The sequence below is a fragment of the Streptomyces sp. NPDC043812 genome (assembly GCF_056436245.1).
Genome location: NZ_JBWKCY010000033.1, coordinates 19,763 through 32,614, shown reverse-complemented (window position 1 = coordinate 32,614; position 12,852 = coordinate 19,763). Strand labels below are relative to the sequence as shown.

At 70.5% G+C, this 12,852-nt stretch carries 15 protein-coding genes; 4 read left to right on the top strand and 11 right to left on the bottom strand.

Going from position 1 to position 12,852, the window contains the following annotated elements:
• The first annotated feature begins 73 nt into the window (after positions 1-73).
• Positions 74-463, top strand: a complete 390-nt coding sequence (locus AC067Z_RS33700) for a winged helix-turn-helix transcriptional regulator (protein ID WP_478793449.1) — start codon at positions 74-76, stop codon at positions 461-463.
• Between the two features lie 14 nt (positions 464-477).
• Here AC067Z_RS33700 and mutM read toward each other — a convergent pair whose 3' ends face one another.
• The 9 genes from mutM to AC067Z_RS33655 form a co-directional block, all read right to left on the bottom strand.
• Entirely contained in the window at positions 478-1,338 is an 861-nt protein-coding gene (gene mutM / locus AC067Z_RS33695) for a bifunctional DNA-formamidopyrimidine glycosylase/DNA-(apurinic or apyrimidinic site) lyase (protein WP_478793448.1), read from the bottom strand.
• Positions 1,339-1,479: 141 nt separating this feature from the next.
• The gene (gene rnc, locus AC067Z_RS33690) at positions 1,480-2,301 is read right to left on the bottom strand and encodes a ribonuclease III (protein ID WP_478793447.1); all 822 of its coding nucleotides are present in this window, start codon (positions 2,299-2,301) and stop codon (positions 1,480-1,482) included.
• 19 nt (positions 2,302-2,320) lie between these two features.
• On the bottom strand, positions 2,321-2,494 hold the full coding sequence (gene rpmF / locus AC067Z_RS33685; RefSeq protein WP_026165248.1) for a 50S ribosomal protein L32: 174 nt from the start codon (positions 2,492-2,494) through the stop codon (positions 2,321-2,323).
• Positions 2,495-2,496: 2 nt separating this feature from the next.
• Complete coding sequence (locus tag AC067Z_RS33680) at positions 2,497-3,135, bottom strand: YceD family protein (protein WP_478793446.1); 639 nt, start codon at positions 3,133-3,135, stop codon at positions 2,497-2,499.
• A 152-nt stretch (positions 3,136-3,287) separates the two neighbouring features.
• Entirely contained in the window at positions 3,288-4,352 is a 1,065-nt protein-coding gene (locus tag AC067Z_RS33675) for an ATP synthase F0 subunit B (RefSeq protein WP_478793445.1), read from the bottom strand.
• Positions 4,353-4,487: 135 nt separating this feature from the next.
• The gene (coaD, locus tag AC067Z_RS33670) at positions 4,488-4,970 is read right to left on the bottom strand and encodes a pantetheine-phosphate adenylyltransferase (protein WP_478793483.1); all 483 of its coding nucleotides are present in this window, start codon (positions 4,968-4,970) and stop codon (positions 4,488-4,490) included.
• Between the two features lie 26 nt (positions 4,971-4,996).
• Positions 4,997-5,581, bottom strand: a complete 585-nt coding sequence (gene rsmD, locus AC067Z_RS33665; protein WP_478793444.1) for a 16S rRNA (guanine(966)-N(2))-methyltransferase RsmD — start codon at positions 5,579-5,581, stop codon at positions 4,997-4,999.
• Positions 5,582-5,619: 38 nt separating this feature from the next.
• Complete coding sequence (gene recG, locus AC067Z_RS33660) at positions 5,620-7,809, bottom strand: ATP-dependent DNA helicase RecG (RefSeq protein WP_478793443.1); 2,190 nt, start codon at positions 7,807-7,809, stop codon at positions 5,620-5,622.
• 62 nt (positions 7,810-7,871) lie between these two features.
• On the bottom strand, positions 7,872-9,446 hold the full coding sequence (locus tag AC067Z_RS33655; RefSeq protein WP_478793482.1) for a DAK2 domain-containing protein: 1,575 nt from the start codon (positions 9,444-9,446) through the stop codon (positions 7,872-7,874).
• Positions 9,447-9,712: 266 nt separating this feature from the next.
• Between AC067Z_RS33655 and rpmB the strand changes: the two genes are divergently transcribed.
• Positions 9,713-9,898, top strand: coding sequence for a 50S ribosomal protein L28 (gene rpmB, locus AC067Z_RS33650; RefSeq protein WP_003957616.1), 186 nt, complete (start codon positions 9,713-9,715; stop codon positions 9,896-9,898).
• Positions 9,899-10,081: 183 nt separating this feature from the next.
• On the opposite strand, the gene thiD is transcribed toward rpmB, so the two are convergent.
• Positions 10,082-10,873 carry a bifunctional hydroxymethylpyrimidine kinase/phosphomethylpyrimidine kinase gene (gene thiD, locus AC067Z_RS33645; RefSeq protein WP_478793442.1) on the bottom strand — a complete coding sequence of 264 codons (792 nt, stop codon included), beginning with the start codon at positions 10,871-10,873 and terminating at the stop codon, positions 10,082-10,084.
• Positions 10,874-10,883: 10 nt separating this feature from the next.
• Positions 10,884-11,870 carry a thiamine-phosphate kinase gene (locus AC067Z_RS33640; protein ID WP_478793441.1) on the bottom strand — a complete coding sequence of 329 codons (987 nt, stop codon included), beginning with the start codon at positions 11,868-11,870 and terminating at the stop codon, positions 10,884-10,886.
• A gap of 248 nt (positions 11,871-12,118) precedes the next feature.
• Here AC067Z_RS33640 and AC067Z_RS33635 point away from each other — a divergent pair, with 248 nt between their 5' ends.
• Both AC067Z_RS33635 and AC067Z_RS33630 read left to right on the top strand, forming a co-directional pair.
• Positions 12,119-12,352, top strand: a complete 234-nt coding sequence (locus AC067Z_RS33635) for an Lrp/AsnC family transcriptional regulator (RefSeq protein ID WP_478793440.1) — start codon at positions 12,119-12,121, stop codon at positions 12,350-12,352.
• A gap of 20 nt (positions 12,353-12,372) precedes the next feature.
• Positions 12,373-12,843 carry a DUF3515 domain-containing protein gene (locus tag AC067Z_RS33630; RefSeq protein WP_478793439.1) on the top strand — a complete coding sequence of 157 codons (471 nt, stop codon included), beginning with the start codon at positions 12,373-12,375 and terminating at the stop codon, positions 12,841-12,843.
• Positions 12,844-12,852: the final 9 nt, after the last annotated feature.

Genomic DNA, 12,852 nt, shown 5'->3' with positions numbered 1-12,852 from the left:
ACAGGAAGCAAAACACTAACTTTTGGAAAGCGCAACCCAATGGTTAGCGCTGTGCCGGAGTATGGTGGCCGACATGGACAATGCCCTGGCCTTCGACGTGTTCTCCCGGCAGTGCCCCTCGCGCGGCACGCTGGAGCATGTGACCGGCCGCTGGGGCAGCCTGACGATGGGCGCCCTGTACGAGGAGAGCCTGCGCTTCAACGAACTGCGTCGCCGGGTCGACGGCGTGAGCGAGAAGATGCTGTCCCAGACGCTGCACGCACTGGAGCGCGACGGACTCGTGCACCGGCACGCCCAGCCGACGAACCCGCCGCGCGTGGACTACGAACTCACCCCGCTGGGCCGCTCCGTCACCGCGCAACTGCTCGGCCTGATCCGCCTGGTGGAGGGCCGGATGCCCGAGGTGCTGGCGGCACGGCAGCGCTACGACTCACAGCGCGAGGACGCGGCGGGCGCCCCGTAGGCGCCGAGCCCCACTCAGGCGGTGGAGCGCGGGACCCGCTGGCAGCGTGGGCAGAAGTAGCTGGACCGGTTCATCCAGGCGCGCCTGCGCATCGGAGTGCCGCAGCGGCGGCAGGGCTCGCCCTCCCGGCCGTAGGCGTCCAGGGAGCGGTCGAAGTAGCCCGATTCACCGTTGACGTTCACATACAGGCTGTCGAAGGTGGTGCCGCCGACGGCGAGAGCCTCCGTCATCACCTCGCGCACATGCCCGAGGAGCTCCACCGAGCGCGGCCGGGTGAGCGTCGCGGTCGGGCGGTCGTAGTGGAGCCGCGAGCGCCACAGGGCCTCGTCCGCATAGATGTTGCCCACGCCGCTGATGAGTGACTGATCGAGCAGCGCACGCTTGACCGTGGTGCGGCGCGCACGCAGGGCGGTGTGGAACGCGACGTCGTCGAAGAGCGGATCGAGCGGGTCGCGGGCGATGTGCGCGATGACGTCGGGCAGCCCGTCGGGGGTGTTGTCGTGGAGGGACAGCCCGCCGAACGTGCGCTGGTCGACGAAGCGCAGCTCGGTGCCGAGGGCGTCGTCGAACCGGATACGAATGCGCAGATGCTTCTCGTCCGCCGCGTCCTGCGGCTGGACCAGCAGCTGGCCGCTCATCCCGAGGTGGCCGAGGATCGAGGTGTCCGTCTCCCTGAGCGGCAGCCAGAGGTACTTGCCGCGGCGGCAGGCGTCCGCGATGCCCTGCCCCTTCAGCCTCGCGGCGAAGTCCTCACCGCCCGCGAGATGACGGCGGACGGCTCGCGGGTGCAGCACCTGCACCTCGGCGATCGTGCGCCCGCTGATCCATGTCGCAAGTCCGCGGCGCACGACTTCGACCTCGGGCAGCTCGGGCACGGGTCTCCTCGGTCCTGTCGTGGGGCGATGCCCGCAGCGTACCGCTCCGCCGGCAGCGGCTGGGGCCGGGCAGCAGTGAGGCCTCCCGCCGTACGACGGGAGGCCTCACTGGACATGCATGGGGAAGACGGAGAGGTGGACTCAGGCCGTGGCCCGGTCCGTGGGCGCCGGAGCGGAAGGGTTGTCGGCGTCCCCTTCGCCTCCGTCCGTGCCCTTCTCGGTGGCTGCCTCGGCCGCCGCCTTGGCACGCTCGTCCGCGGCGGCACGGATCTCCCGCCACGCGGACTCCGCCGCCTGCTGCTCCGCTTCCTTCTTGCTGCGGCCGGTGCCGGTGCCGTACGAGACACCACCGACGCGGGCGGCAGCAGTGAAGGTCTTCTCGTGGTCGGGGCCGGTCTCGGTCACCAGATACTCCGGTACGCCGAGCCCCTCGGCCGCGGTGAGCTCCTGGAGACTGGTCTTCCAGTCCAGACCCGCACCGAGGTTCGAGGATTTCTCGATCAGTGGATCGAAGAGCCGGTGCACCAGCTCGGACGCCACTTCGAGACCCTGGTCGAGATAGACCGCGCCGATCACCGCTTCAAGGGTGTCGGCGAGGATGGAGGCCTTGTCCCGGCCACCCGTGCCCTCTTCGCCCCGGCCGAGCCGGATGAAGGAGCCGAGTTCGAGGCCGCGGCCGACCTCCGCCAGCGCACGCGAATTGACCACCGCGGCCCGCAACTTGGCCAGCTGGCCTTCGGGCAGGTCGGGGTGGGTGCGGTACAGCGTGTCCGTGACCACCAGGCCGAGCACCGAGTCCCCGAGGAACTCCAGGCGCTCGTTGGTGGGCAGACCGCCGTTCTCGTACGCGTACGAGCGGTGGGTCAGCGCACGCACCAGAAGGGCGGACTCGAGGTGATACCCGAGCCGCCCTTCCAGAAGCGTGTGGGACGAGGCATTGTCCGTCTTGTTGGACTCAGACATCGCGCCTCTCACCAGCCGCTCAGACCTCGAGGACCTGGCGCTTGTTGTAGGTGCCGCAGCTCGGGCACGCGATGTGCTGCTGCTTCGGCTCCTGGCAACGCTCACACGAAACCAGAGTGGGGACCGCAGCCTTCCACTGCGACCGGCGGTGGCGCGTGTTGCTGCGCGACATCTTCCGCTTCGGAACAGCCACGGCTACTTCTCCTGCTTCTCGTCGACGCCCGCTTCGGCGCCGCCCATGTTGTCCTTCTCGCCGTCCTGAATGGTCTCGGCGAGTCCCTGCAGTGCCGCCCAACGGATGTCGACGGCGTCGTGGTGGTGGTCCGGGTTCTCGTCCAGCCTGATCCCGCAATCGGGGCACAGGCCGGCACACGTCTCCCGGCACACCGGCTGCATCGGCAGTGCGAGCACCACCGCATCACGCAGCACCGGCTCGAGGTCGAACATGCCGTCCTCGAGGAAGAGCATGTCCTCGCCCTCGGCGTCGTCGACGGGCTCCGCACTGTGTGCGCGGCCCCGGTCGTCGGCGTCGGGGTACGTGAACATCTCCTGGAAGTCCGCGGCAACCTCTTGGCGCAGCGGCTCCAGACACCTTACGCACTCCCCCTCGGCGCTCGCACGGGCGGTGCCTGTGACGAGCACCCCTTCCATGACGGACTCGAGGCGGAGGTCCAGCTCCACCGGCTTGCCCTCCGGCACACCGATGACCCCTTCGATACCGAAGTCCTTCGGGGCATCCACCGTGCGGGACAGCCGCTGCAGCGCACCGGGCCGCCGTCCCAGCTCGTGCGTGTCGAACACGAGGGGGTTGCGGTGGTCGAGGCGCGTACTCACGGCTCTTCCTGCTTTCGGATCGTGGGGAGGGACCGGCCGATTCGCGGGGCGAAGCGGGCAGCCGGGATCGCGGAACTACGCGCGACCGAAGTGCCAGGATACTGGAACGGCCGCCGTACACCCAATCCGGGCCGGTCGGCGGCCTTCCCGGCTCAGCGGCCCTGCTCGTAGCGGCGCAGCTGCTCCATGTCGATCATGCTCGTGTCGAAGAGACTGGTCTCGTCGAGCGCGGACGCCTGCTGGGGCTGGGGCTGCTGCTGCTGCTGCTGGTAGCCGTAGGGGTCCTGCTGCGCGTACTGCTGGTGATCGTAGGCCTGCTGCGCGTAGGCGGCGTACGGGTCCTGCTGCTGGGCGCCGTAGGCTCCGCCGGCGGCGTAGGCGTCCTGCGGCTGGTAGCCGTACGGGTCGTGCTGGGCCGGGATCTGCGGTTCCGCCTGCGGCTGCTGGTACGCGGCGTAGGTCTCCTGACGCTCCCCGTTCGGCGCCGGGTCGGCCAGCTCCGCGAGGCCCGCCAGATAGTCGGCGTCGCTGGTGTGCTGATTGGCTCCGGCGGCGTCCTGCGCGGCCATGTGAGCACCCAGGTCGTCCGAGGCGATCCGGCCGTGCAGCTTCTGCCGGCCGCGGCCGACCGCGTCGAGGGTCTTGGAGAGCACGGCCTCGAAGGCGCCCAGCTTGGCGTCGACGTAGTCGTCCGCGCGCCGGATGAGCGTCTGGGGGTCGTCACTGTGCTCGGGTGCGTCCTCGTCCGCGTAGCCCTGCTCGTCGAGGCCCGGGCCCCGTCCGAGGAGCTTCTCGCGGCCACGGTCGACGGAGCCGATGGTCTTGTTGAGGACGACCTCGAAGTTCGCGAGCTTGGAGTCGACGTAGTCGTCGGCCTCGGCGCGGATCTCCTCCGCCTCCCGCCTGGCCTCGGCCAGGATGCGCTCCGCTTCGTCCTGGGACCGGCGGGCGACCTGGGTGTCGGAGATCAGCGAGCCGCGTTCCGCGTGGGCGGACTCGATGATGCGCTCGGCCTCCTGGCGGGCCTGTTCGACCAGCTGCTCGCGGCCGCCGATGAGCTGCTGCGCCTGGGCGAGGGAGCCGGGCAGGGCCTCGCGCACCTCTTCGAGCAGGGCGAGCAGATCGGCGCGGTTGACCACGCAGGAGGCCGACATGGGCATCGACCGGGCGCCGGCGACCGCCTCGACGATCTCATCGAGCTTCTTCTGCACATCCACTGCGCCTTCGCCACCTTTTCTCGGCCGGGGTTCCGGGGTCGCCCCCGGGCACTCGGCGGAGACGGTCGGGACGACTGTACGGCCAGTCGCCGCCCGTCCGACACCGGGTGAGGCACCGTCAAAGAACCCCTTGTGTCAGCCCTTGCCGGCGAGACGTTCGACGAGGGCCCGGTGGACCACCTCGGGCAGCAGGTGGGAGACGTCGCCGCCCCAGGCGGCGACCTCCTTGACCAGGCTGGAGGAGAGGAAGCTGTAGGTGGGGTTGGTGGGGACGAACAGGGTCTCCACGCCCGAGAGCCCGTTGTTCATCTGGGCCATCTGCAGCTCGTAGTCGAAGTCGCTGACAGCACGCAGGCCCTTGACGATGGCCGGGATGTCGCGCTCCTTGCAGAAGTCGACGAGGAGGCCGTGATGGGACTCGACGACGACATTGCCGTACTCGCCGGTGACCTGGCGGATCATCTCGATCCGTTCCTCGACCGTGAACAGCCCTTTCTTGGACTGATTGATCATCACCGCGACATGCACGACGTCGTACAGCTTGGAGGCGCGGGCGATGATGTCGAGGTGTCCGTTGGTGATGGGGTCGAACGACCCCGGACAGACTGCGCGGCGCAACTGATGTCCCTCGCTCTCCGGTCCGGTCATGGTGCGTCTTCGCACGTAGAGGCGGCGCGACCGTACCAAAGCGTCCCTTCGCCGTAGCGACGGGCCCGCAGTGGCTCGAATCCCTCGGGCCAGTTGAAGTTTCCACCTCTGGTGCTGCGTTCCACGGTGACGAGCGCATCGCCGACGAGCCAGCCCCCGCGGCGGAGTGTGAGCAGGATCTCGCGAAGATCGTCGTCGGTGACGACGTACGGAGGGTCGAGGAACACGACGTCGTAGGGATGCTCGGGCGCCGGGCCCGTCACGACGTGTTCGGCCCTGCCGGTGCGGACCTCGGCGCCGGGCAGGCCGAGCGCGCGTACGTTCTCACGGACCGTGCGGGCGGCGCGGGTGTCCGCCTCGACGAGCAGGGCGTGGGCCGCGCCACGGGACAGCGCCTCCAGGCCGACGGCGCCGGAGCCCGCGTAGAGATCGGCGACACGGATACCGGTGAGCGTGCCGAGCTGGGACTCCCAGCTGGAGAAGAGACCTTCACGGGCACGGTCGGAGGTGGGGCGGGTGCCGTTGCCTGGCGGTACGGCGAGGCGGCGTCCGCCGGCCGCACCGGCGATCACGCGGGTCATGAAAGGCCTCTCTCTGCGGGCTTACGCCCCCAAGTCTCTCAGCCCTTGTCGAGGTACTGCTCACGCTCCTTGTCGAGTAGGGCCTCCAGGGCGATGCGCAGCTCCGGCAGGTGCTCCAGGTCCGGATCCTCGCGGACGACGGCCACGGCCTCCTCGCGTGCGGCGGCGATGACCTCCTCGTCGTCGATGACGGCGAGCATCCGCAGCGACGAGCGCACCCCGGACTGGGCCTGGCCCAGTACGTCGCCCTCGCGGCGCTGCTCCAGGTCGATCCGGGACAGCTCGAAACCGTCGAGCGTGGCGGCGACGGCGCCGAGGCGGGCGCGGGCCGGGCTCGCCTCCGGCATCTCGGTGACCAGCAGGCACAGCCCGGGGGCGGAGCCGCGGCCGACGCGACCACGCAGCTGGTGGAGCTGGGAGACGCCGAAGCGGTCAGCGTCCATGATCACCATGGCGGTGGCGTTCGGCACGTTCACCCCGACCTCGATGACGGTGGTGGCGACGAGCACGTCCGCGTCGCCCGCGGCGAAGCGGCGCATCACGCCGTCCTTGCCATCGGGAGCCATCCTGCCGTGCAGCACCTCGACCCGCAGTCCGGCGAGCGGGCCCTTCGCCAGCTGGTCGGCGACGTCCAGGACGGCGAGCGGCGGGCGCTTCTCCGCCTCGTCCTCGGGCGATTTCCCCTTCGGCTTGTCGTCCTCGTCGTCGCCGATCCTCGGGCACACCACGTACGCCTGGTGCCCACCCTCGACCTCCTCGCGCACCCGCTCCCAGGCGCGGGCCAGGAAGTGCGGCTTGTCCGCGGCGGGGACGACATGGCTGGCGATGGGCGAGCGGCCGGCGGGCAGCTGGTCGAGAACGGAGGTCTCCAGGTCACCGAAGACCGTCATCGCGACCGTACGCGGGATCGGGGTGGCGGTCATGACCAGCAGGTGCGGTGGCTGCTTGCCCTTGGAACGCAGCGCGTCGCGCTGCTCCACGCCGAAGCGGTGCTGTTCGTCGACGACGACCAGGCCGAGGTCGTGGAACTGCACCTTGTCCTCGATCAGGGCGTGGGTGCCGATCACGATCCCGGCCTCCCCAGTGACCAGGTCGAGCAGCGCCTGACGTCGTGCGGCGGTCCCCATCGAGCCGGTGAGCAGGACGACCTTGGTGCCGTGCTCGGCCCCTCCGAGGAGCCCGCCCTCCGCCAGCTCGCCCATCATCTCGACGATCGAGCGGTGGTGCTGCTGGGCCAGGACCTCGGTGGGCGCGAGCATCGCGGCCTGGCCGCCCGCGTCGACGACGGCGAGCATCGCGCGCAGCGCGACCATCGTCTTGCCGCTTCCGACCTCTCCCTGCAGGAGGCGGTGCATCGGGTGCTCGGTCGCCAGGTTGTCGAAGATCTCCTTGCTGACCGATTGCTGGCCCTCGGTGAGCGTGAAGGGCAGCTTGGCGTCGAACGCGTCGAGGATTCCGCCGGGGGCCGGCCTGCGGGCGACGGCGGGCAGTTGGGTGTCGGCGAACCTGCGGCGGGCCAGGGCGACCTGGAGTACGAATGCCTCGTCCCACTTCAGCCGCCGGCGGGCGTCCTCGATGTCGGCCTTGGTGCGCGGTCGGTGGATCTTGCGCAGGGCATCGGGCAGCGTCGCCATGCCGCGACCCTCGCGCAGGACGGGCGGCAGCGGATCGACGGCGTCCGCGGCCCGGTCCAGCACGGCATCGATCGCCTTGGAGATCTTCCAGGACTCCAGCTGCTTGCACGCCGGGTAGATCGGGATGAGCTGATTGGCGAAGGCGTCCACAGCCTCGGCGGCGCTCGCGCCGCCCCCCAGCGGTTCGTACGCCGGGTGTGCGAGCTGGAGCTTGCGGTTGAACATCGAGACCTTGCCGGCGAACATCGCGCGGCTGCCGGGCAGCAGTTCCTTGTGCGGCTTGTGCACACCCTTGCCGAAGAAGACCAGTTGGAGCCGTCCGCTGCCGTCGGTGATGGTCACCTCCAGGCGCTTTCCACGGCCCTGGTTGAACGTGAGCACCCTGGCGTCGGCGACCTGGGCGACCACGGTGACGTGTTCGTCGAGGGGCAGCTCGGACAGCGAGGTGAGCTCGCCCCGCTCCGCGTACCGCCGTGGGTAGTGGTGCAGCAGGTCACCGAGGGTGTGCAGGTCGAGATGCTCGGCCATCACCTTCGCGGTGGCGGCTCCGAGCGCGTTCTTGAGTGGTTCGTCGAGCGCGGGCACGCCATCCATTGCACACCACACCACCGACAGCCGTCGCGCACCTGTGGACGAGTGCTTCGGGTGCCGCGCGGCTACTCCACGCCGATGAGCAGCGGAGTGCCCCGGCCACCGCCCTCGTACGTCAGCGTGTCGATGGCCAGATACCTCTCGCGCACATGGGCCTCCAGGCGCGCGGACAGGCTCCTGGGCGCCTCGTCGCCGAGGACGAGGGTGACCAGTTCACCGCCGGAGGAGAGCATGCGGTCGACGACGGACATCGCCGTCTCCTCGAGGTCCTTGCCGATGACGGCCACGTCGCCGTCGATCATTCCGAGGACGTCACCGGCCTGGCACACGCCCGCCGATGTCCACGACTGCCGTTCGGCGACGGCCAGTTCGGCGTACCGGGTCGCACCGGCGGCCGCGGTCATCGCGACGACGTCCTCGTCGAAGCGGTGGTCCGCCTCGTGCACGGCGAGCGCGGCGAGGCCCTGGACCGGCGAGCGGGTCGGGATGAGCGCGACCCGGATCCCTTCCGCGCGGGCCTGTTCGGCCGCGGCCGCCGCGGTGTGGCGCAGGGCCGCGTCGTTGGGCAGCAGGACGACCTCCCGGGCGTGCGCCCGGCGGATGGCGTCGACGAGTTCGCCGCTGGCCGGCGGTTCGCCCGGCCGGATGGGCACGGTCGTCGCGCCCGCCTCGGTGCACAGGGCGGTCAGGCCGTCGCCGGGGACGACCGCGACGACCGCGCGCTGCACCGGCTCGCGCGCAACAGGGACGGAATCGGTGTCGAAGTGGGTGATGCGGATCCGGTAGGGCCGTCCGGCCTCCACGCCGGCCTCGACGGCGGCGCCCGCGTCGTCGACGTGCACATGGACGTTCCACAGGCCGTCGCCGCCGACGACGACGAGCGAGTCGCCGAGCGCGTCGAGGCGGGTGCGCAGCCGGGCCACGGATTGTTCGTCCGCCTGCAGGAGATAGATCACCTCGAAGGCGGGACCGCCGTCGTCGCAGGGTGCGGTGGCGCGGGCCTGCAGGGCGGGCCGGGCGGATCCGAGGTCCGGCAGCACCGGCGCCTCCCCGGAGATCGCCTCGACGAGCGCTCCGAGCACCGCCAGCAGTCCGCGTCCGCCCGCGTCGACGACACCGGCGCGGTGCAGTACCTCCAGCTGTGCGGGGGTGGCGTCCAGTGCGGCCCGCGCGCCGGCGTACGCGGCGTGCACCGCGTCGGTCGGCGCGTTCTCCGCCGCTTCGGCGGCCGCTGCGGCCACGGTCAGGATCGTGCCCTCGACGGGGTGGGCGACGGCCTGGCGGGCCAGTTCGGCGGCTCGCCGCAGCGCGTGGGCGAGGTGCTCTCCGTCACCGATGCGTTCCGCCATGCCCCGCAGCAGCTGGGCGAGGATCGTGCCGGAGTTGCCGCGGGCACCTATGAGCGCGCCGTGCGCCATCGCGTGCATGACGTCGGCGAGGGCGGGCGCGGAGCGGCCGGTCTCGTGGGCCGCGAAGACCGCCTCGACCGCCTGGGCGGCGGACTCGGCGGTCAGGTAGAGGTTCGTGCCGGTGTCGCCGTCGGCGACCGGATAGACGTTGATCGCGTCGATCTCCTCGCGCTCCCGGCCGAGGGCCTCCAGCGCCAGCGAGCACCAGGTGCGTACCGCTGCGGCGTCCATCGTCTGCGACACCTGGTCGGTCCTCCTCGGTCGGCCGTGCGGGCCGTGGGCGGCGGGCTGCATCGCAGGGTAGACCCCGGCCGCCACCTGGGACGGGGGCGGGTGCGGGTGAAGCCATGGTAGTTTCGTATCTCCGAAGCAGTCGTTGTATGCTGCTCCGGTTGCCCGATGAAAATCGGGCCATTTCCCCGGCAGGCCACTTCAGATCACTGATTCCGGCATGCCGGAATTCACTGTAAGTGCATCTGAAGTCTTTGGAGTGACCCGTGGCTGCCAACTGCGACGTCTGCGGCAAGGGGCCGGGCTTCGGCAACAACATTTCGCACTCGCACCGCCGTACGTCTCGTCGCTGGAACCCGAACATCCAGCGTGTGCGTGCCGTGGTCGGTCGGACGCCGAAGCGGCTCAACGTCTGCACCTCGTGCATCAAGGCCGGCAAGGTCTCGCGCTAACGCCGACGTTTCGTCGTTGCGCAGCCCCTGCGGTTGCCTTGAAAGCCGGTCCACCTCGGTGGACCGGCTTTTGCCGTACCCGGGACACGGCCTGACCGGCGGACCGGGGCCGGACAGGCCCAGGGCCCCGCGGGCGTGGGGGGACCCCCACTCCCTGATCCGGCCTGATCCAAACGAAAGACCCTAGGGTCGCCGGTTCCAGCCGTGGTCGACCGGGCCGATACCCGCGCCCAGCGCGAAGCCTGCCGCGATGGCCCCGGTGACGTACTCCTTCGCCGCCCGTACCGCCTCCGGCACGGACTTTCCCTGCGCCAGCCCCGAGGCGACCGCCGACGCGAGCGTGCAGCCCGTGCCGTGAGTGTGCCGGTTGTCGTGGCGCGGAGCGCGCAGCCAGTGCTCCTCGCTGCCGTCGGTCAGCAGGTCGACGGCGTCCCCGGCGAGATGCCCGCCCTTGATGAGCGCCCAGCGCGGCCCGAAGCCCAACACCGCGTCGGCGGCCCGGCGCATGCCGGTCTCGTCGTGGACCTCGATGCCGGTGAGCTGGGTGACCTCGTCCAGGTTCGGGGTGGCCACGGTCGCGTTGGGGAGCAGCTTCGTGCGTACGGAGTCGAGCGCGGAGGCCGCGAGCAGCGGGTCGCCGTGCTTGGAGACACCCACCGGGTCGATGACCACAGGGGCGTCGGTGCCGGCCAGCAACTCGGCCACGGCCGTCACGAGAGCCGCCGAGGACAGCATGCCCGTCTTCACTGCCTGGACGCCGATGTCGTCGACGACGCTGCGGTATTGGGCGCGGACCGCCTCGACGGGCAGTTCCCAGGCGCCCTGCACGCCGGTCGAGTTCTGCGCGGTGACGGCTGTCACGACGCTCATACCGTGCACGCCGAGGGCGAGCATGGTCTTGAGGTCGGCCTGGATGCCGGCACCGCCGCCGGAGTCGGATCCGGCGACGGTCAGCACGCGAGGAGGTAGGGGCATGGCCCCGAATCTACTTCCCCGGTGTCTGCTTGCCGTCCTCGATGTCCCCGAAGTGGTCCCAGCCGCTCTTGCTGGTCCAGGGGGCACCGTCGACGGTCACCTGGGGCAGCGCGGAGGGGTTGAGCACCTCGCCGATGACCTTCCAGCGGGCGGGCAGCTTGGCATCGGGCGGGAACGTCGCGACGATCGCATGGTCCTCTCCCCCGGTGAGCACCCACTGCAGAGGGTCGACACCGACGGCCTGGCCGATGTCGTTCATCTGCGAGGGGATGTCGATCAGCCCGGAGCGCAGGTCGATACGGACCTTGCTTGCCACGGCGATGTGTCCGAGGTCGGCGACGAGACCGTCGCTGATGTCGCACATCGCGGTGGCGCCGAGCCCGGCGGCCGCGGGGCCCGCGTGGTAGGGCGGTTCGGGCCTGCGGTGGGCCTCGACGAAGGCGCGCGGCGAGCGGAAGCCCCGCGAGAGCACCGCGTGCCCCGCGGCGGACCAGCCCAGCCAGCCGGTGTACGCGACGACATCGCCGGGCTGGGCGCCGGCACGGGTCACCGGCTCGTGGTTGCGCAGATCGCCGAGCGCGGTGATCGCGATGGTGATCACGTCGCCGCGTACGACGTCGCCGCCGACGACGGCCGCGCCCGCGACCTGACACTCGTCCCGGATGCCGTCCATGAGTTCGGTGGCCCAGGTGACCGGCAGCTCTGCCGGGACGACGAGACCGAGGAGGAGCGCGGTCGGGACCGCGCCCATGGCGGCGATGTCGGCCAGGTTCTGCGCGGCGGCCTTGCGTCCGACGTCGTACGCCGTCGACCAGTCGCGGCGGAAGTGCCGCCCTTCCAGCAGCAGGTCCGTACTGGCCACGACCCGCCGGTCGGGTGCGGCGACGACCGCGGCGTCGTCGCCGGGTCCGAGCCGTACCGCCGGGGTGGTGGTGAGCCGGGAAGTGAGCTTCTCGATGAGCCCGAACTCCCCCAACTCGCCCACAGTGCCCTTCACCGAGGTTCACCTCTCCATGTCTTCGTGGCCGCGGAGCGCCACCGCCTACTGCAGTCGCGATCCGTCTGTGCCATGGGTACCGTCAAGAGATACGTCAACTTCTGTTCTGTGTACGCCACGCTGCGGGCACCGTCCGCCGCGAGGGTCTCCCCGTGGCCCGCGGCGACGCGATACCGTGGCGACCCCGCTCCCTGGGATCTCCCCACCGACGGTAGGGGACATGATCCTCGTGCCGCCCTGGAGGCTCCGTGGTACAGGCGTACATCCTCATTCAGACCGAGGTGGGCAAGGCGTCGACCGTCGCCGAGACCATCAGCAAGATTCCCGGTGTGATCCAGGCCGAGGATGTGACCGGCCCTTATGACGTCATCGTGCGTGCACAGGCCGACACGGTCGACAAGCTGGGTCACATGGTGGTCGCCAAGGTCCAGCAAGTGGACGGCATCACCCGCACCCTGACCTGTCCGGTCGTGCACCTGTAGCCCCCGTCTACCCTTGGCCGGTGACGTCTTTCGGCCGCCGGTCCCTTGCCCTGTCAGCCACCGCTTTCCTGGTGGCCGCCGCAGGCTGCTCCTCCACCGACGCATCCGCGTCCGTGTCGGTTCCCAGCCCCCCGGCCGAGGAAGTCCCCTTGTGCCGTGCGCTCCACGCGGAGCTGCCGCAGTCGGTCTCGGGCCAGGGACGTCACGACCCCGAGCCCGCATCCGAACTCACCGCCGGCTGGGGCGATGCCGCGATCGTACTGCGCTGCGGCGTGCCCCGGCCGGAGAGGATGAGCGATCCCCAGGCGCAGGGGGTCGAGGTGAACGGGGTCAACTGGCTGCTGGAGGAACGGGACAGCGGTCCGCGCTTCACCACGACGTACCGCGAGACCTACGTCGAGGTCACGCTGGGACAGCAGTTCATGCATGACGCCGGCCCGCTCACCGATCTGGCCGGGCCCGTCAAGAAGACGGTCCCGGCCACCCTTTGACCTGCTGCC